8 protein-coding genes are annotated in these 19842 nt (G+C 72.8%); 5 read left to right on the top strand and 3 right to left on the bottom strand.

The genetic code is table 11. From position 1 onward, the window contains the following. Positions 1–111 precede the first annotated feature (111 nt). Positions 112–10659: an SDR family NAD(P)-dependent oxidoreductase gene (locus tag AC2IPW_RS13255; protein ID WP_486375007.1), complete on the top strand. Its 10548-nt coding sequence runs from the start codon at positions 112–114 to the stop codon at positions 10657–10659. A gap of 134 nt (positions 10660–10793) precedes the next feature. Here the strand turns inward: AC2IPW_RS13255 and AC2IPW_RS13250 are convergent, their stop codons facing one another. After that, positions 10794–11483 (bottom strand): MBL fold metallo-hydrolase, encoded by a 690-nt coding sequence (locus tag AC2IPW_RS13250; protein WP_416061152.1) that lies wholly within the window; start codon positions 11481–11483, stop codon positions 10794–10796. 174 nt (positions 11484–11657) lie between these two features. On the opposite strand from AC2IPW_RS13250, the gene uvrA reads away from it, so the two are divergent. Both uvrA and AC2IPW_RS13240 read left to right on the top strand, forming a co-directional pair. Continuing rightward, entirely contained in the window at positions 11658–14591 is a 2934-nt protein-coding gene (gene uvrA / locus AC2IPW_RS13245) for an excinuclease ABC subunit UvrA (RefSeq protein WP_003937957.1), read from the top strand. A 42-nt stretch (positions 14592–14633) separates the two neighbouring features. Further along, a complete protein-coding gene (locus AC2IPW_RS13240) occupies positions 14634–15782 on the top strand; it encodes a lipase family protein (RefSeq protein WP_486375006.1) in 1149 nt (382 codons plus the stop codon). An 8-nt stretch (positions 15783–15790) separates the two neighbouring features. Here AC2IPW_RS13240 and AC2IPW_RS13235 read toward each other — a convergent pair whose 3' ends face one another. Next, positions 15791–16492, bottom strand: coding sequence for an alpha/beta fold hydrolase (locus tag AC2IPW_RS13235; protein WP_486375005.1), 702 nt, complete (start codon positions 16490–16492; stop codon positions 15791–15793). A 118-nt stretch (positions 16493–16610) separates the two neighbouring features. Between AC2IPW_RS13235 and AC2IPW_RS13230 the strand changes: the two genes are divergently transcribed. Further along, positions 16611–18422 carry a pyruvate kinase gene (locus tag AC2IPW_RS13230; protein ID WP_486375004.1) on the top strand — a complete coding sequence of 604 codons (1812 nt, stop codon included), beginning with the start codon at positions 16611–16613 and terminating at the stop codon, positions 18420–18422. 11 nt (positions 18423–18433) lie between these two features. On the opposite strand, the gene AC2IPW_RS13225 is transcribed toward AC2IPW_RS13230, so the two are convergent. After that, the gene (locus AC2IPW_RS13225) at positions 18434–18787 is read right to left on the bottom strand and encodes a DUF1844 domain-containing protein (protein WP_003937961.1); all 354 of its coding nucleotides are present in this window, start codon (positions 18785–18787) and stop codon (positions 18434–18436) included. A gap of 357 nt (positions 18788–19144) precedes the next feature. Between AC2IPW_RS13225 and infC the strand changes: the two genes are divergently transcribed. After that, a complete protein-coding gene (gene infC, locus AC2IPW_RS13220; RefSeq protein ID WP_003937962.1) occupies positions 19145–19804 on the top strand; it encodes a translation initiation factor IF-3 in 660 nt (219 codons plus the stop codon). Positions 19805–19842: the final 38 nt, after the last annotated feature.

Raw genomic sequence — 19842 nt, 5'->3', positions numbered from 1 at the left:
GGACGCGCAGCGGTCACGATCGCACGAGCAGATCGCTGTGTCCGGGTGGGGGCGGCGGATACCATCGAGTTCTCGGCGCTGGCACGACGGCTCTCGGATTGGAGCTCGATTATGGCCGATGATGCGAAGCTCCTCGACTACCTGAAACGGGTGACCGCAGAGCTCTATCAGGCCCGGGAGAAGCTTCGCGAGCTCGAGGGGGTGAGCCGCGAACCGATCGCCGTCGTCGGGATGGGGTGCCGGTTCCCCGGCGGCGTCCGCTCCCCACAGGATCTGTGGCACCTGGTGGAATCCGGCTCGGAGACCGTCGCCGGGTTCCCCGCGGACCGGGGTTGGGAAGCGGCGGACCTCTACGATCCGACGGGCCGGCAGGCCGGCAGGACGTACACGGTGCAAGGTAGTTTTCTCGACGACGCAGCGGGTTTCGACCCGGAGGTCTTCGGAATCTCGCCTCGCGAAGCACTGGCGATGGACCCGCAGCAGCGACTCCTGCTCGAGACGAGCTGGGAGACCTTCGAGCACGCCGGCATCGATCCGCGGTCCGTGCACGGCAGGCAGATCGGCGTCTTCACCGGCCTGTCCGGGATCGACTACTCGGCACGGGCGGGCGGCGCCCCGCCCGAGGAACTCGCGGGCTACTTCATCACCGGGACCGCGATGAGCGTCGCCTCCGGCCGTGTCGCCTACAGCTTCGGACTGAACGGACCCGCGATCACCGTCGACACGGCATGCTCGTCGTCCCTGGTGTCCGTCCACCTTGCCATGCAGGCGCTGCGCAACGGCGAGTGCGAACTCGCCCTGGCCGGCGGGGCGACCGTCATGTCGACGCCCGCCGTGTTCGTCGAGTTCAGCCGGCAGCGTGGACTGGCCCGCGACGGGCGCTGCAAGGCGTTCGCCGCCGCGGCCGACGGCACGGCGTGGGGCGAAGGCGCCGCGATCCTCGCGCTGGAACGCCTGTCCGACGCCGAGCGCAACGACCGCCAGATCCTCGCCGTCGTCCGCGGCAGCGCGGTGAACCAGGACGGCGCCAGCAACGGCCTCACCGCCCCCAACAAGCGGGCCCAGGAACGGGTGATCCGGCAGGCCCTGACCGACGCCGGACTCGGCCCGGCCGACGTCGACGCGGTCGAAGCGCACGGCACCGGCACCACGCTGGGCGATCCCATCGAGGCGTCCGCCCTGCTGGCCGGCTACGGCCGCGATCGGCCCCCCGACCGGCCGTTGTGGCTCGGCTCGGTGAAATCGAACCTCGGGCACACCCAGGCCGCCGCCGGAGTGGCCGGCGTGATCAAGATGATCATGGCGATGCGCCACGGTGTGCTGCCGAAGACCCTGCACGTCGACCGTCCCACCCCCCACGTCGACTGGTCCGCCGGATCGGTGTCCCTGCTCACCGAGAACCGGGAATGGCCGGCGGCCGACCGGCCCCGCCGGGCGGCGGTCTCCTCGTTCGGCATCAGCGGCACGAACGCCCACGTCGTGCTGGAGCAGCCGACCCCATCCCCGGACGCTGCGCCCACCGAGGGGGTCGACGCGTCGGACGACGTCGTGGCCTGGTTCGTGTCGGGCCACACCGAACCGGCACTGCGCGCGCAGGCGCACAGGCTGCGCGACTACGTCGCCGGCCATCCCGAGCTGACACCCGCACAGGTAGCCGGCCCGCTGCTGACCGCGCGCGCGACCTTCGACCACCGCGCCGCCGTGCTCGGCGCCGATCCGGCGGCCCTGCTGTCCGGTCTCGACGCGCTCGTCCGAGGCGCCCCCGATCCCGGTGTGATCACCGGCGTGGCCGTCGAGGCGGGCGACCGACCGGTCTTCGTCTTTCCCGGACAGGGCGCGCAGTGGGTGGGCATGGCCACCGAAATGCTGGAGTCCTCCCCGGTGTTCGCCGACAGCCTGCGCGAGTGCGCCGACGCCCTCGCCCCGCACACCGAGTTCGCGCTGCTCGACGTGCTCCGCGACCGCGATCCGGCGGCCCTGGACCGAGCCGACGTCGTGCAACCGGCGCTGTTCGCGGTGATGGTCGGTCTGGCGCGGCTGTGGCAGGCACACGGCGTCGAACCGGCGGCCGTGGTCGGACACTCGCAGGGCGAGATCGCCGCCGCCCACATCGCCGGCGCGCTGACCCTGCCCGACGCGGCGCTCGTCGTCGCGGCCCGCAGCCGGGTGATCACGGAATCCGCCCGGCGCGGCGGGGGCATGGCGTCGGTGGGCCTGCCGGCGGACGCCGTGCGGCAGCAGATCGAACCTTGGGCCGGGACCGTCGAGGTGGCGGCGATCAACGGTCCGGCCGCGACGGTCGTGTCCGGCCCCGGCGACGCCCTCGAGGTCCTGGTCGCGCAGTGGCAGGCCGACGGTGCCCAGGCTCGGCGCATCACGGTGGACTACGCCTCCCACTGCGCGGACGTCTCGGTGCTGCGCAGGCCCATTCTCGACGCTCTCGCCCCGATCACCCCGCAGCGTTCGCGGATCCCGTTCTACTCGACGGTGAGCGGGGACGTGATGGACGGCACCGCACTCGACGCCGACTACTGGTACCGGAACCTGCGCCGACCGGTGCGCTTCGAAGACGCGACGAGGTCCCTGGTCCGCGACGGGTACCGGCTGTTCGTCGAGTCGGGCAGCCATCCGGTCCTGACCGTGCCGCTGCAGGAGACCCTGGACGCGGCCGGCGTCGCGGGTCGCGCCCTCGGCACCCTCCGCCGCGACCGGGCAGGCCTGCGCCAGTTCACCACCGCCCTCGCCGAGGCACACGTGTCCGGGGCGCACATCGCGTGGGACCGGATCGGGTGGACTCGCCGCACCGGTCACCGGCCGTGGGTGGACCTGCCCACGTATGCCTTCCAGCACCGCCGCTACTGGCTGGACGGGGGCGCGCCGCAACATGATGCCGCCGCAGCCGGCATGGATGCCGGGGACCACCCGATGCTCGCCGCCTCGGTCGAACTCGGCGACGGCCGCGGCGCGGTGTTCACGGGCGTGCTGTCGCCGCACCGACTGCCGTGGCTGAACGAGCACGCCGTGGACGGCACCGTGGTGCTGCCCGGCACGGCGTTCGCCGAACTCGCCCTGCACGCCGGGCACCGCGCCGGCTGCAGCCGCCTCGCGGAACTCACCCTCGAGACGCCCGCGACGATTCCCACCGGTGGGGAACTCGCGGTGCAGGTCGCCGTCCTCACCGCCGACGACGCCGGGCACCGCACGGTGTCGGTGCACTCCCGCCCGGCGGACGCCCCGGCGCAGACACCGTGGACCCGGCACGCCGTCGGCACCCTCACGGGCGCGGCGCACACCGCGCCGGTTCCGATCCGGCAGTGGCCCCCGGCCGATGCGACGCCGATCGACGTGAGCGGTCTGTACGACGCGCTCGACGAGACCGGATACGGGTACGGGACGGTGTTCCGGGGCCTGCGCGCGGCGTGGCGCCGCGGTGACGACCTGTACGGAGAGGTGCGCCTGGGGGGAGAGGACCCCGCCGCGGCCGTCGCCGGGTACGGGATCCATCCGGCGGTGTTCGACGCGGCGCTGCACCTGATCGCGTTCGCCGCCGCCGCGGCCGGCGCCCGCGACCTGCGGCTGCCGTTCGCATGGGACGACGTGCAGCTGCACGCCGTCGGTGCCACCGCCCTGCGCGTGCACATCGCCCCTGCCGGACCCGAACGCTACCGGGTGGCCGCGTACGACACCGCCGGCAATCCCGTGCTGACCGCCCGGTCGCTGGCGCTGCGGCCGTTCGCAGGTCCGCGGGCGCCGGCCGCCGCGACCGGCACCGGCCTCTACCGCGTGGAATGGATCCCGGTCGACGCCGGCGCCGCCGCGACGGCAGACCTCGCCCCGCTCGGGGAGGCACTCACCGGCGGCGATCCCGCCGGCCGCACCCTGCTGCTGGCCGGGACCCCGGACGACGACTCCGACGTGCCGACGCGCGCCCACGCCGCCGCGGAGGCGGCGTTGCGGGCGGTACAGGCCTGGCTCGTCGACGACCGCCTCGCCGAGACCCGACTGCTGGTGACGACAAGGCGTGCCGTGGCGATCGCCGACGACGAACCGATCGACATCTGCGCCGCGCCCGTCTGGGGGCTGATCGGTGCGGTGCAGAACGAGCATCCGGACCGGATCACCCTGCTGGACCTGGACGGGCCGCCCGGTGGCCATCCCGATCCCACCGTGCTGTCCGCGGCCCTGGCCTGCGACGAACCACAACTGGCGGTCCGCGCCGGGACCCTCCTCGCGCCCATGCTCGCAGCGGCGGCGCCCCCCACCGACGCACCGCCCGCGGATCCGGTGCCGTTCGGCCCCGAGGGCACCGTCGTCGTCACCGGCGGCACCGGAACCATCGGCCGGCTCGTCGCCCGGCACCTCGTGCGACGGTACGGGGTGCGCCGGCTCGTGCTGACCGGCCGACACGCGGTCCGCGCCGAGCGGGCGGCGGACCTGCGCGCCGAGTTCGCCGACGCGGGCGCCGAGATCCGCGCCGTGACCTGCGACGTCGCCGATCGGGCCGCGGTGGCCGCCCTGCTCGACACCGTCCCCGACCTGTCGGGTGTCGTCCACGCCGCCGGAGTGCTCGACGACGCCACCGCCGCCACCTTGGCTCCGGACCAGTTGCACGCCGTCCTGCGCCCCAAGGTGGACGGTGCCTGGCATCTGCACGAGCTCACCCGCGATCGCGGTCTCGCGGCGTTCGTGCTGTTCTCCTCCGCGGCCGGTGTGCTCGGCGGCGCCGGCCAGGCGAACTACGCCGCGGCCAACGTCTTCCTCGACGCGCTCGCGCAGCACCGCCGCGCCGAGGGACTGCCGGGACTGTCCCTGGCCTGGGGACTGTGGGACCGTCCCAGCGGGATGACCTCCCATCTGAGTGCGGCCGACCTGGATCGGCTCCAGCGCACCGGCATCGACACCCTCACCCCGGAAGCGGGGCTGGCCTTGTTCGATGCGGCACTCGCCGCGAACCGTCCGTTGACGGTGCCGATACGGCTCGCGGCGCCCTCCCGCCGATCCGACGGTGACGCCCTCCCGCCGATCCTGCGCCGAGTGCTCGGCACGTCCCGTCGGCGCGCCGCGGCCGCCCCGTCGGCTCCCGGCCTCGCCGACGAACTGCGCGCGCTCGACCCCGCCGGGCGGCACGCCCGGGTCCTCGAGATCGTCACCACGCACGTCGCGGCGGTCCTCGGCCACGACGGGAAGGAGGCCATCGATCCGGAGCGTGCCTTCAAGCAACTCGGCTTCGACTCGCTCACCGCGGTGCAGCTACGCAACCAGCTGACGACGGCCACCGGGGTACGGCTGGCCGCGACGGTGGTGTTCGACCACCCCACCGCGGACGCGCTCGCCCGCGAGATCGCGGCCCGGCTGCTCGGCCCCGAGGACGCCCCGCAACCGACCCGTCCGGCGCGCCGGCGCCACGACGACGACCCGATCGCGATCGTCGGAATGGCCTGCCGATACCCCGGGCAGGTCTCCTGCCCGGACGAGCTGTGGCGCCTCGTCCGCGACGGCCGCGATGCGGTGGGCGCGTACCCCGACAACCGCGGCTGGAACCTCGACGAGGTGTACCACCCGGATCCCGAGCGCAGCGGCACGACCTACATGCGGTACGGCGGCTTCCTCTACGACGCCGACCGGTTCGACGCCGCGTTCTTCGGGATCAGCCCCCGCGAGGCCGTCGCGATGGACCCGCAGCACCGACTTCTTCTCGAAAGCGCCTGGGAGGCACTGGAACACGCGGGAATCCCGCCGAACTCGCCCGGGCTCACCGACACCGGCGTGTACGTCGGAATGATGGGCGGCGACTACGGATTCCACCTCATGACCCGGCGGAGCACCGACGCCGAGGGCTACCTCATGACGGGCACCAGCAACAGCGTGGCCTCCGGCCGGATCGCCTACTCGCTCGGCTTCACCGGCCCCGCGGTCACCGTCGACACGGCGTGTTCGTCGTCGTTGGTGGCGCTGCACCTGGCGGCGCGGGCACTGCGCGACGGCGAATGCACCCTCGCGCTGGCCGGCGGGGCGACGGTGATGGCGACCCCCGGCGTGCTGATCGAATTCAGCCGCCAGCGCGGACTCGCCCCGGACGGGCGGTGCAAACCGTTCTCCGATCGAGCGGACGGCACCGGACTCAGCGAGGGCGCGGGCATGGTCGTGCTCGAGCGGCTGAGCGACGCACAGCGCCACGGCCACCGGGTGCTCGCACTGATCCGCGGCTCCGCGGTCAACCAGGACGGCGCCTCCAACGGCCTGACCGCCCCGAACGGTCCGTCGCAGGAACGGGTGATCCGGCAGGCGCTGGCCGACGCCGCCCTCGACCCCGCCGACATCGACGCGGTGGAGGCTCACGGCACCGGCACGACACTCGGCGACCCGATCGAAGCCCAGGCCTTGCTCGCCACCTACGGGCAGCAACGCGACGGCCGGCCGCTGTGGCTGGGGTCGGTCAAATCGAACATCGGCCACTCCCAGGCGGCGGCCGGGGTGGCCGGCGTGATCAAGACGGTGATGGCGATGCGCCACGGGGTGCTGCCGCCGAGCCTGCACAGCGACGCCCCGACCCGGCACGTCGACTGGACCGCCGGCGAGGTCGCGCTGCTCGCCGACGCGGTGGCGTGGCCGCAGACCGGGCGCCCCCGCCGCGCCGGCGTCTCCTCGTTCGGCATCAGCGGCACCAACGCCCACATGATCCTCGAGCAACCCCCCGACATCGCCGCCCCACCGGCCCCGCCACGGCCGACGTCACCCCTGGTGTGGGTGCTCTCCGCCAAGACCGACGAGGCGCTGCGCGCGCAGGCCGCTCGGCTGACGGACGTCCTCGACACCGAGTCCCCACCGGATCCGGCCGATCTCGCCTACTCGCTGGCCACCACCCGGTCCGGCTTCACGCACCGCGCCGCCGTGACCGGCGAGACGCTCGCCGACCTGCGCGACGGCCTGGCCCGGCTCGTCGAGGGACGCGCCGGCGGCAACGTCGTCGCCGGCACGAGCACCCGCGGCAGGACGGCGTTCATGTTCACCGGCCAGGGCGCGCAGCGGATCGGAATGGGCCGCGGCCTCTACGACACCTACCCGGTCTTCGCCCGGGCCCTCGACGAGACCTGCGCCGCACTCGACGAGCACGTCGACACCCCGATACGGCAGGTGATCTGGGGCGACGCGGACGACGCCGCCGCGAGACTCGACCGCACCGAGTACACCCAGCCGGCCCTGTTCGCCGTCGAGGTCGCCCTCTACCGACTACTGCGGGAGTGGGGCCTCACACCCGACTACCTCATCGGGCATTCGATCGGAGAACTCACCGCGGCCCACGTCGCGGGCGTGTTCAGCCTGCCCGACGCCGCCGCCCTGGTGGCCGCGCGCGGCCGGCTGATGCAGGCCACCGCCCCCGGAGCGATGATCGCCGTCCGGGCCCGCCCGGAGCACATCCGGTCGCGGATCGAAGGCCGAGTCGACCTCGCCGCGGTCAACGGCGCCGAATCCGTGGTGCTCGCGGGCGCCGCAGCCGACGTGCACGCCGTCGCCGCCGAACTGTCCACCGCGGGAATCCCGGTCACCACGCTGCAGGTCGAACGCGCCTTCCACTCGGCGCTGATGGACCCCATCCTCGACGAGTTCACCGCCCTCGTGTCGCGGCCGGCGGCGCAGCCGCCGACGATCCCCGTCGTCTCCACTCTCACCGGTCGCGTCGCCACGGCCGAGGAACTGACGTCGCCGCAGTACTGGCGCCGGCACCTGCGCCGAGCCGTGCGCTTCCACGACGGCATGCGCACCCTCGCCGAACTCGGAGTCACCCGCTGCGTCGAGATCGGACCCGGCGCGGCCCTGGCCGCCCACGCCGCCGAGGTCGTCCCGCACCCGATCGCCGCGCTGCCCGGCCGCGGGGACGACGCCCGGGGGTTCGTCGAGGCGGTCGCCGCCGCGTCCGTGCAGGGCCTGACGATCGACTGGGATCGGGTGCTGCCCGGCCGCCGCCGGGTGGACCTGCCCACGTACGCCTTCCGGCGGCGCTCCTTCTGGCCGTCGGCGCCCGCACGCCCCAGCGGCGATCCGACGGAGCTGGGGCTCAGCCCGGCGGACCATCCGCTGCTCGGCGCGGCCGTGACCCTCGACGACGACACCACCGTGTTCACCGGAGCGCTGTCGCGGCACCGGGATTCGTCGCTCGCGGCGCCGCAGCCCGGCGATCCGCCGACCGACGCTCCGCAGACACTCGTACCGGCCGTCCTGGTCGAACTGACCCTGCACGCCGCCCACCACGTCGGGTGCGACCGCATCGCCGCTCTCACCCTGCACCACCCCCTGGCCCTGCCGGCCGCGGGACCGCTGCCGATCCGGGTATTCGTGTCGCCGGCCGGTGACGACGGCGCGCGCACCGTCACCATCTCGTCGAACACCGGACCGGCCGACGGCCCCTGGGTGCGGAACGCGTCGGCGACCGTCGACGACGTACCCGCCGCGCAACCGGGCCGGCTCCCAGGCGACACCGCGTCCGAGGTGCGCCTCGACGACGGCCTCGACCCGGGCGGCTTCGGCATCCATCCGCACCTGCTGCAGGCGGCGCTCGACCCCGTCCTCGGCCCGGACGACTGGCCGCTGACCTGGTCGGGAACCCGGCTGTACCGCACCGGTGCGCAGGCGGTGTCGGTGCGGTGCGCGACCGGCGAGGACGGGCAGTACCGTGTCGACGCCACCGATGCCGACGGCGCACCCGTGCTGACCGTCGAGGCGCTGCACGTGGTGCCCCGGACGGGAGACGGCGACGGCGCGGGCCCGTCCGGCGCGCGGCGACTGCACCGCCTGGCCTGGACCCGGATCGACGACGTCCCCTCCGGGCCGCCGGCCGGCCCGACGGTCGTACTCGGCGACGCGGATCCGGGATCGAGCCTGCCGCGCTGTCCCGACGCGGCGGCGCTGCGCACCGCGAGGGCGGCCACACCCGACGACGGGCGCCCCTGGACGGTGCTGGTGGGGTGCGGCACCGACGGCGACCCGGGCCCGGAGGCGACCCACCACCTGTGCGCCCGAACGCTGCGACTGCTGCAGGACTGGCTCGACGACGCCGAGTTCGCCGACAGTGTGCTGGTGGTCGTCACCCGCAACGCGACGGCCACCGGCGAGGAGGGCGAAGGACACGACATCGACCTCGCGGCCGCGGCCGTGTGGGGTCTGGTGGGCTCCGCGCAGAACGAGCACCCCGGGCGGATCGTGCTGCTCGACCTCGACCGGGAGACGGACGTCGACACGGCGATCACGCCGGCCCTGGCCAGCGGGGAACCGCAGGTCGCGGTCCGGGGCCGGGCGGTGCTCGTGCCCCGACTGCGACGCCTACCGGCCGTGCAGCGGTCCGCTCCGCTGTTCGATCCTCGCGGCACCGTGCTCGTCACCGGCGGCACCGGAACCGTGGGAACGTCGGTGGCGCGCCATCTCGTCAGCGCCCACGGGGCGCGGCATCTGGTGTTGACCAGCCGACGCGGACCCGACGCCGACGGCAGCGACCAGCTGCGCCGCGAACTGCGCGATGCGGGCGCCGAGGTGAGCATCGTCGCCTGCGACACCGCCGACGAGGCGGCACTGGCAGGACTGCTGTCCCGGATCCCCGCCGAGCACCCCCTGACCGCAGTGATCCACGCGGCCGGAGTCCTCGACGACGCCACCCTCACCTCGCTCACCCCCGAGCGGCTCGACGCGGTGCTGCGGCCGAAAGTCGACGCGGCCTGGCACCTGCACCGGCTGACCGGCGGGGTGCACGCCTTCGTGCTGTTCTCGTCGCTCGCCGGTGTCCTCGGCGCGCCCGGACAGGCCAACTACGCGGCGGCGAACCGGTTCCTCGACGCCCTCGCCGAGCATCGGCGAGCCCACGACCGGCCCGCGGTGTCGATCGCGTGGGGAATGTGGGCACCGCCGAGCGCCATGACCGGCAGGCTCGGCGCGGTGCATCTCGCCCGGGCCCGCCGCAGCGGCCTGGTGCCGATGAGCGAAGCCGACGGACTGGACCTGTTCGACAGCGCCCTGGCGTCCGACCTACCCGCCGTGGTGGGGGCCCGGTTCGAACACCCCGGGGCGGCCGCGACGTCCGTTCCCGCTCCGCTGCGGGGACTGGTGCGGCAGTCGCGGCCGCGCGCGGCCGGATCGGAGTCCGCCGTGTCCGCACCGAACGGATCAGGACCGTCCGAGTGGGCGCAGCGGCTCACCGACCGGTCGGTGCCCGAACAGCGGCACCTCGTGCTGGAGCTGGTCCGAGCCGGAGCTGCCGCAGTCCTCGGCCACGACGCGTCGGACTCGGTCGATCCCGACCAGGCGTTCAAGGAACTCGGCTTCGACTCGCTCGCCGCGGTGGCCCTGCGCAACCATCTCGGTGCCGCGACCGGTCTGCGGTTACCGCCGACGGTGGTGTTCGATCACCCCAGTCCCCGGGCCCTCGCCGAGTTCCTGCGCGCGGAGCTGGTCCCGGACCCGGTGTCGGTCGCCGTCGCCGGGATCGACCGCCTGCGGGCGGCCGTCGCCGACCTCGGCGCCGACGACGAGGCACGCGCGGCGGTCGCACAGCGGCTCGAAGCCCTGCTCGCCGAGCTCGAGGGAGCCGACCGGGGCCGCGCCGACACGGTGGACAGGATTCACGCCGCGACCGGTGACGAGATCCTCGACCTCATCGACCGGGGTCTGTGAGCCGGCGAACAGCCTCCGCGTGACCGCCGAGGAACCGGTCTGCGCAGTGGACACCGGCCCCGCCCACGGAGCTGCCAGCGTCGCAGCTGCGCGAACGGCCTTCGGGGGACGGCGGCCTCCCGCAGCCCACCCGGTCACCAGCCGCGCTCGCGCCACTCGGCGAGGTGCGGGCGCTCGGCGCCGAGCGTGGTGTCCTTGCCGTGCCCGGGGTAGATCACCGTGTCGTCACCGAAGCGGCCGAAGAGTTTGGTGTCGACGTCGTCGTACAAGGAGGTGAACTTCTCGGCGTCCGCGGTCTTGCCCAGGCCGCCGGGGAAGAGGGAGTCACCGGTGAAGATGTGGTGCCGTCCGGTGCCGGCCTCGGTGAGGACCAGCGCGATCGAGCCGGGGGTGTGCCCGGACAGGTGGATCACCTCGAGACCGAGCTCGCCGACGGCGACGGTGTCGCCTTCCATGAGCAACCGATCGGGCGTGACCGGGAGCGGCTCGGCGTCGAGGGGATGCGCGGCTGTGGGAACCCCGGTCGAGGCCGCGACCGCCTCGAGGCCCTGCCAGTGATCCCAGTGCTGGTGGGTCGTGATGATCAGCTCGAGTTTCGGGGCGTGCTCGGCGAGGAACCGGGTGAGCAACTCCGGCTCGTTCGCTGCGTCGAGGAACACAGATCTGCCAGTGGCGGAATCCGAGACCAGGTACGTGTTGTTGTCCATGGGTCCGACGGACAGCTTGACGATGGTCGCGCCGGGCACGGTGCGGCGCTGCGCGGGACCACCGGGGGTGACCTCGCCGGTGTAGTCGTCGTCGATGACCAAGGGCTGCTGCGACATGTGAGGCACGTTACCGCCGAGGTCCGTCGCCCGCGCGCGCGGCGGCCGGAAACCGGAACGTGTCGGTGGGCGCGCCTACCATGGTCCAGGGCCGAGTTGCGCGACGTGACGTCGGTGAATCGAGATGCGACCGGATCCGCCCGTCCAAGGGGATCCGACTAGGAGGGACGTGGCGTGGCGGATCGCCTGATCGTGCGTGGCGCGCGGGAGCACAACCTGCGGGGGATCGACCTGGACCTGCCGCGTGACAGCCTGATCGTCTTCACCGGCCTGTCCGGGTCGGGCAAGTCGAGCCTGGCATTCGACACGATCTTCGCCGAGGGGCAGCGCCGCTACGTCGAGTCGCTGTCCGCCTACGCGCGCCAGTTCCTCGGCCAGATGGACAAACCCGATGTCGACTTCATCGAGGGCCTGTCACCGGCGGTCTCCATCGACCAGAAGTCCACCAACCGGAACCCGCGCTCGACCGTGGGCACCATCACCGAGGTCTACGACTACCTGCGCCTGCTGTACGCCCGCGCCGGCACGGCGCACTGTCCGCAGTGCGGGGAGCGAATCGCGCGGCAGACCCCGCAGCAGATCGTCGACCAGGTCCTCGACATGGAGCAGGGCACGCGGTTCCAGGTGCTCGCACCGGTCGTGCGCACCCGCAAGGGCGAGTTCGTCGACCTGTTCGAACAGCTGACCGTGCAGGGCTACGCCCGCGTGCGGGTCGACGGGGTGGTCCATCCGCTCACCGATCCGCCGAAGCTCAAGAAGCAGGAGAAGCACGACATCGAGGTGGTCGTCGACCGGCTCGCGGTCAAGGCCGCTGCCAAGCAGCGGCTCACCGATTCGATCGAGACCGCGCTACGCCTGGCGGAAGGCATCGTCGTCCTCGACTTCGTCGACCGGGACGAGAACGCCGCCGACCGCGAACGCCGCTTCTCCGAGAAACTCGCCTGCCCGAACGGGCACCCGCTGTCCATCGACGAACTCGAACCCCGCTCGTTCTCGTTCAACTCCCCGTACGGTGCCTGCCCCGAGTGCACCGGCCTCGGCATCCGCAAGGAGGTCGACCCGGAACTCGTCGTGCCGGACCCGGAACTCAGCCTCGAGGACGGCGCGATCGCGCCGTGGTCGATGGGGCAGACCTCCGAGTACTTCACCCGGCTGCTGTCCGGGCTGGCCGACATCATGGGCTTCGAGATGTCCACCCCGTGGAACAAGCTGCCCGCCAAGGCCCGCAAGGCCATCCTCGAGGGCAGCCCGGAACAGGTGCACGTCCGCTACAAGAACCGCTACGGCCGGACCCGGTCGTACTACGCCGAGTTCGAGGGCGTGATGCCGTTCCTGCACCGCCGGCTCGAACAGACCGAATCCGAGCAGATGAAGGAACGGTACGACGGGTACATGCGGGAGATCCCGTGCCCGACGTGCGAGGGGGCGCGGCTGCGTCCCGAGATCCTGGCGGTGACGGTCGCCGCGGGCGAACACGGGCACAAGTCCATCGCCGAGGTCTCCGACCTGTCCATCGCCGAATGTGCCGAGTTCCTCGACGCGCTGACCCTCGGGGCGCGGGAGGAGGCCATCGCCGGGCAGGTGCTCAAGGAGATCCAGGCACGTCTCGGGTTCCTGCTCGATGTGGGACTCGAGTACCTCACTCTCTCCCGCGCGGCCGGCACCCTGTCCGGCGGGGAAGCGCAACGTATCCGGCTCGCCACCCAGATCGGCTCGGGCCTGGTCGGTGTCCTGTACGTCCTGGACGAGCCGTCCATCGGCCTGCACCAGCGCGACAACCGCCGCCTCATCGAAACCCTCACGCGGCTGCGTGATCTCGGCAACACCCTGATCGTCGTCGAGCACGACGAGGACACTATCCGTGCCTCGGACTGGGTCGTCGACATCGGGCCGTACGCCGGCGAACACGGCGGTCGGGTGGTGCACACGGGCCCGTACAAGGAACTGCTCGACTGTACCGACTCGCTCACCGGCGCGTACCTGTCCGGACGACAGCGGATCGAGGTGCCGCAGCAGCGCCGGCCGGTCGACCGCAAACGTCAGGTCACCGTCGTCGGCGCGCGGGAGAACAACCTGCGTGGCATCGACGTGGCCTTCCCGCTCGGCGTGCTCACCGCGATCACGGGCGTCTCCGGCTCCGGCAAGTCGACCCTGGTCAACGACATCCTCGCGACGGTCATGGCCAACAAGCTCAACGGCGCGCGGCAGGTGCCCGGCCGGCACACCCGCGTCAACGGCCTCGACCAGCTCGACAAGCTCGTCCAGGTCGACCAGTCGCCGATCGGGCGTACGCCGCGGTCGAATCCGGCCACCTACACCGGTGTGTTCGACAAGATCCGCACCCTGTTCGCCGCGACCACCGAGGCCAAGGTGCGCGGCTACCAGCCGGGCCGGTTCTCGTTCAACGTCAAGGGCGGCCGGTGCGAGGCGTGCTCGGGCGACGGCACGCTCAAGATCGAGATGAACTTCCTGCCCGACGTGTACGTGCCGTGCGAGGTGTGCCACGGGGCCCGTTACAACCGCGAGACCCTCGAGGTGCACTACAAGGGCAAGACCATCTCCGAGGTGCTGGACATGCCGATCGAGGAGGCCGCCGAGTTCTTCGAGCCGGTCACCTCGATCCACCGCTACCTGCGCACCCTCGTCGACGTCGGCCTCGGATACGTGCGCCTGGGGCAGCCCGCCCCGACGCTGTCCGGCGGCGAAGCCCAGCGCGTCAAGCTCGCCGCGGAACTGCAGAAGCGGTCGACGGGCCGCACCGTGTACGTGCTCGACGAGCCGACCACCGGACTGCACTTCGAAGACATCCGCAAGCTGCTCGGAGTGATCAACGGGCTCGTCGACAAGGGCAACACCGTGATCGTGATCGAGCACAACCTCGACGTGATCAAGACCGCGGACTGGATCATCGACATGGGCCCCGAGGGCGGCTCGGGCGGTGGCACCGTCGTCGCGCAGGGCACGCCCGAGGACGTCGCGGCGGTCGAGGGCAGCTACACCGGCAGGTTCCTGAGCGAGGCGCTCGCCGAGTCCGTCGCGCCGGAGCCGGCGCCCGCCCGCAAGCCGGCGCGCAAGCGCGCACCACGGAAGGTGGCAGCCGCGAGCTGACCCTGACGGCGCCGACGCGTCGTGGACCGCAAGGGGGGACCGATGGCCCGGACATTCGCCCAGGACCGTGTCCGCGGGATCGTCGCGGTCCTCGTGGCGAGCATGCTGCTCACGGCCGGGGTCGCGGCGGCACAGCCTTCGAGCCGCGAGACCGGCCCACCGGGCAGCGTCGTCCGGGTCGAGGCCCTGCCGCGGCAGTGGTGGCTGCCGGGCGCGGCCGCCGGCTCGGTGGTCACCTACCGCACCACCGGTCCCCGCGGGGTGCCGGCCCTGAGCACCGGCGCGATGTTCGTGCCGCCGGGTGCCGCGCCCGCCGGTGGCTGGCCGGTGCTCTCGTGGGGGCACGGCGCCGTCGGGATCGCGGACCGGTGCGCCCCCACGGTCGACGGCCGCATCGACAACGGATACCTGGCGCACTGGCTCTCCCAGGGATACGCGATCGTCGCCACCGACTACGTCGGCCTCGGCACCCCCGGCGTGCACGCCTACCTCGACGGGCCGTCGGAGGCGCACGCCCTGATCGACATGGTGCGCGCCGCCCGGACGGTGGAACCGTCCCTCGGGCCGCGTTGGGCCGCACTCGGCCAGTCGCAGGGCGGCCAGGCCGTCATGGTCGCGGCCTCCCTCGCGACCCGGTACGCACCCGAACTCGACTATCGCGGCGCCGTCGCGCTGGGCGTGCCGTCCAACATCGAGCACCTCGTGCCGTTCGGCGACCCCGCCTTTCCACCGCTGCCGCTCACCGGCACCGCCGTCTTCATCGCCTACCTGCTGGCCGGGATGCGCGCGACCTATCCCGACGTCGAGGTCGACCGTTTCCTCAGCCCGCGGGGCCGCGACGTTCTCGCCCGGCTCGAGAACCTGTGCTACCGGGAAGCAGCGGCCGAGTTCCCGGATCTGTCGATCGGCGAGCTGTTGGCGCGGCGCACCGACGACCCGGCCCTGGCCCGCGCTGCCCGCGACATGCTCGAGATCCCCACCCGCGGCTACGATCGGCCGCTGTTCCTCGGCCAGGGCCTGACGGACACCGTCACCCCGGCGCCGTTCACCGTCAAGCTCGTCGCCGACCTGACCGCGACCGGTACGCGGTTCGTGTTCCGCCCCTACCCGACCGGTCACCTCGAGACGATGCGGGCCTCGCTGACCGACGCGACGGCGTTCGTCCGGGAACTGTTCGCCTCGGGTGGGTGACACCACCCTCAACGGCGCGCTGCCGCGTCGAGCACCTCCGCGAGTTCGGCGGGACGCGACCACATCGGCCAGTGCCCGGTCGGCAGATCCATGTACTGCACGTCGGTGAGTCGACCGAGTTCACTGGCCACGGGATGCTCCGCCCGCGCCATCTGCCGGATCGCACCGGACGGGAAACTCGTGCACACGACGGTCGTCGGGACCGCCAGGCGCGCGTCGGTGCGCAGGGCGAGGGGGGTCCGCGCCGGACCGGCCGGATGCGGCACAGCCCGCTCCCGGAACCGGTGCAGCGCGGCGTCGTCGAGTCCGTGCAGGCTGTTGCCGGCCGCCTCGAGTTCCGCCCACGGCGGCAGCGGGATCTCCGTCACGGCGGTATCGAGATCCGGCCGCAGCGCAGCGGCATCCGGCAACGGTCCGGTGTCGACGTACACCAGGCGGGCCACATCCGCCGGGACCCGGTCCGACGCCGCGTACGCGACCGGGCCGGCCCCGCTGTGCGCGACGACGACCGCACCGCCCGCCACCGCATCCACGACGGCACCGACATGGTCGTCGAGCGTGATGCCGGAGCGGTCGGTCCGGACGGACTCGAGACCGGGCAGTGTCAGGGCGTCGACCCGGTGCCCCCGCGCCCGCAGTTCCTCGGCGACGGCCTCCCACGCCCACGCGCCGAGCCAGAAGCCGGGAACGAGGACCAGGTGTGTGCCCATGGCGGCCATCCTCGGTCATCCCGGCGACGGTGCCGGTCAACGACACGGTCGCCGACAGGAACGACAATGTTCAACCGGGCGCAAACCCCGCGCAACGCCGTGCCCCTACGGTGGGCGCATGACCGGTGCGCACGGCGACCTCGCGGCCCTCGCCGCCGCGCTCGACGAGCTGCGGGACGGCCTCGTCACCGCGGCCGGCGCCGACGAACGCTGGGCGCAGGCACACCCCGCTCACCGGGCCGGCGCGGAGAACCTGGCGCACTACGTCGCTCTGCGGCACCGCGACATCCGCGAGCTGCAATCCGACCTCGCCGCGTGGGGATTGTCATCCCTGGGACGCGCCGAAGCCCACGTCCTGGCCTCCGTCGACGCGGTGCGCCGAGCCGTGGCCGGCCTCGCGGACCTGCCCGAGGTCGACACCCGGCCCGGCCCGGTGGACTTCGTCACCGGCGAACGCCTGCTCGAACGCAACGCCGCCGCCCTGCTCGGTCCCGTCCGCGGTGGCCGCCGGACCCGCATCATGGTGACGCTGCCGAGCGAGGCAGCCACCGACGCCGACCTCGTCGACCGGGTCGTCGGGGCCGGCGCCGAACTCGTCCGGATCAACTGCGCTCACGACGAACCCGACGCGTGGGCCGCCATGATCGAGCACGTGCGCCGCGCCGAACGCGCCCACGGCCGGCACGTCACCGTCACCATGGACCTCGCCGGGCCGAAGCTGCGCACGGGCCCCGTCGCCCCCGGTCCCGCGGTGGTACACGCCAAACCCGAACGCGACGCGCTCGGCCGCACCGTCGCGCCCGTCCAGGTGCGGCTCACCCGCCGCGGCTCCGCGGCCGCCCCGGGCGAGGTGGTCGTTCCCGTCGCCGACGAGCTGTGGCTGGCCCGACGCCGACCCGGCGACCGCATCACCTTCCGCGACACCCGCGGTTCCAGACGCACGCTGGTCGTCACCGGCACCGACGCCGGGGACGTCCGCACCGAACTGACCGACACCGCCTACCTCGTACCCGGCACCCGGCTGACCGCGCGCGGCGACGCCACCGCCGTTGCGGACCTCTCCCCGCGCGAACGCAGACTCACCCTGCACGTCGGCGACGAGCTGATCCTGGACCCGGACCTCACCCCGGCCGATCCCGACGCCCGTCCGCCCCGGATCGGCTGCACCCTGCCCCAGGTGTTCGACGACACCCGGATCGGGCACCGGATCTTCTTCGACGACGGCCGGATCGGGGGGATCGTCGAGGAGGCCGGCCCGGAACGGCTGCGCATCCGCATCACCGACGCGGATCTGCGCGGCTCCCGGCTCGGCACGGCCAAGGGCATCAACCTGCCCGACACCGAGTTGCGGCTGCCGGCGCTCACCGACGAGGACCTGGGCCGGTTGCCGTTCGTGGTCACGCACGCGGACGCCGTCAGCCTGTCCTTCGTCCGCAGCGCCGCCGACGTCGCGCGCCTGCAGGACCGGCTCGCCGAGCTCGGCGGCACCCGGCTCGGGGTGATCCTCAAGGTGGAGACGGTGGTGGGCTTCGAGAACCTGCCGGCCATCCTGTTCGCGGCCCTGCACTCACCCCGGGTGGGGGTGATGATCGCGCGCGGCGACCTCGCCGTCGAAGCCGGTTACGGTCGGCTGGCCGAGGTACAGGAGGAAATCCTGTGGGTGTGCGAGGCGGCGCACGTCCCGGTGATCTGGGCGACGCAGGTCCTCGACACCCTCGCGCGCACCGGCCGTCCCTCGCGTGCGGAGATCACCGACGCCGCAGCGTCGGGCCGCGCCGAATGCGTGATGCTCAACAAGGGCCCGTACGTCGACCACGCGGTGCGGTTCCTCGACGACGTGCTGTGCCGGATGGCCGACCATCAGCGCAAGAAGGACTCACTGCTGCGGCGCCTGCGGGCCTGGGAGGAGCCCGGCGTGCCGCTGCACTGAGACCGGCCCGGTCAGAAGACCGGGCCGGTGTACTTCTCGCCCGGGCCCTTGCCCGGCTCGTCCGGGTAGGCCGACGCCTCCCGGAAGGCCCGCTGCAGCGCCTGCAGTCCCTCGCGCAGCGGGCCGGCGTGCGGGCCCAGGTACTCCACCGACGCGGTGACCAGCCCGGCGAGGGCGGTGATCACGCGGCGCGCCTCGTCCAGGTCGCGGTGGGTGCCGGCCTCGGGATCCTCGTCGGCCAGGCCGAGCTTCTCGGCGGCGGAACTCATGAGCATCACGGCGGCGCGGCTGATCACCTCGACGGCCGGGATCTCGCCCAGGTGCCGGACGTCGTCGGCCACGGTCGGATCGGGGGTGTCGGTCATGACTTCACGATCCCACCCGCCGCACGCTGCCGCGAGAGCGGGTCGGGCCGCAGCCGGCGATTCGATCGCGGGCTCGAAGTTTGCTAGGATTTGGGACACGACCGTCCGCGTGCACTGTGCGCGGGCAGCAAAGTGGAGTCCGACTCCCACCTCTGCGCGGCCCATGACCTGGTCATGATCTTCGCTCAGTGGTCCGGTCCGCCGCTCTCCGGGATCTCCGGGGAGTGTGCGCCCCGAGTGATCGGGGGACGAGAACGCACGGCCGTCGTGTCGTGCGGTCCGTCGGGCCGGTCGGTATTCGGACCCCGCCCGGTGCGCGAGCGCCGCCGGCGGGGTTTTTCGTCGGAAGTCGGCCCCATGTGCTGCGGCGCGGTCACCCGGACCGCACCGCTCTACCTAGGAGGCCCCATCAGCGCTGAGACCCGCATCAACGAACGCATCCGAGTTCCCGAGGTCCGGCTCGTCGGACCCGGCGGGGAACAGGTCGGAATCGTGCGTGTTGAAGATGCACTCCGCCTGGCATACGAAGCCGATCTCGATCTGGTCGAGGTGGCCCCTGACGCCCGTCCGCCGGTCTGCAAGATCATGGACTACGGCAAGTTCAAGTACGAGGCTGCCCAGAAGGCGCGCGAGTCGCGCAAGAACCAGCAGCTGACCGTCATCAAGGAGCAGAAGCTCCGACCGAAGATCGACGACCACGACTACGAGACCAAGAAGCGCAACGTGGTGCGGTTCCTCGAGGCCGGGTCGAAGGTCAAGGTGACGATCATGTTCCGTGGCCGCGAGCAGTCCCGTCCCGAACTCGGGTTCCGGCTGCTGCAGCGCCTCGGTGCCGACGTCGCCGATCTCGGCTTCATCGAGACCGCCCCCAAGCAGGACGGTCGCAACATGACCATGGTCCTGGCCCCGCACAAGGGCGCCAAGACCCGCGCCAAGGCGCAGGAGACCGCTCAGGCCTCCGCCGCCAGGCCGGCTCCTGCCGCGGACAAGCCCGCAGCAGGCGACGGCACCGCGTAGCTCCGCCGGTCGACCGGGCCCACCGCCCGGCCGGCCGC

Source organism: Rhodococcus sp. NS-SX18 (genome assembly GCF_057367935.1).
The sequence above is the reverse complement of the archived record's forward strand: the minus strand, read 5'-3'. Positions and strand labels throughout refer to the sequence as shown.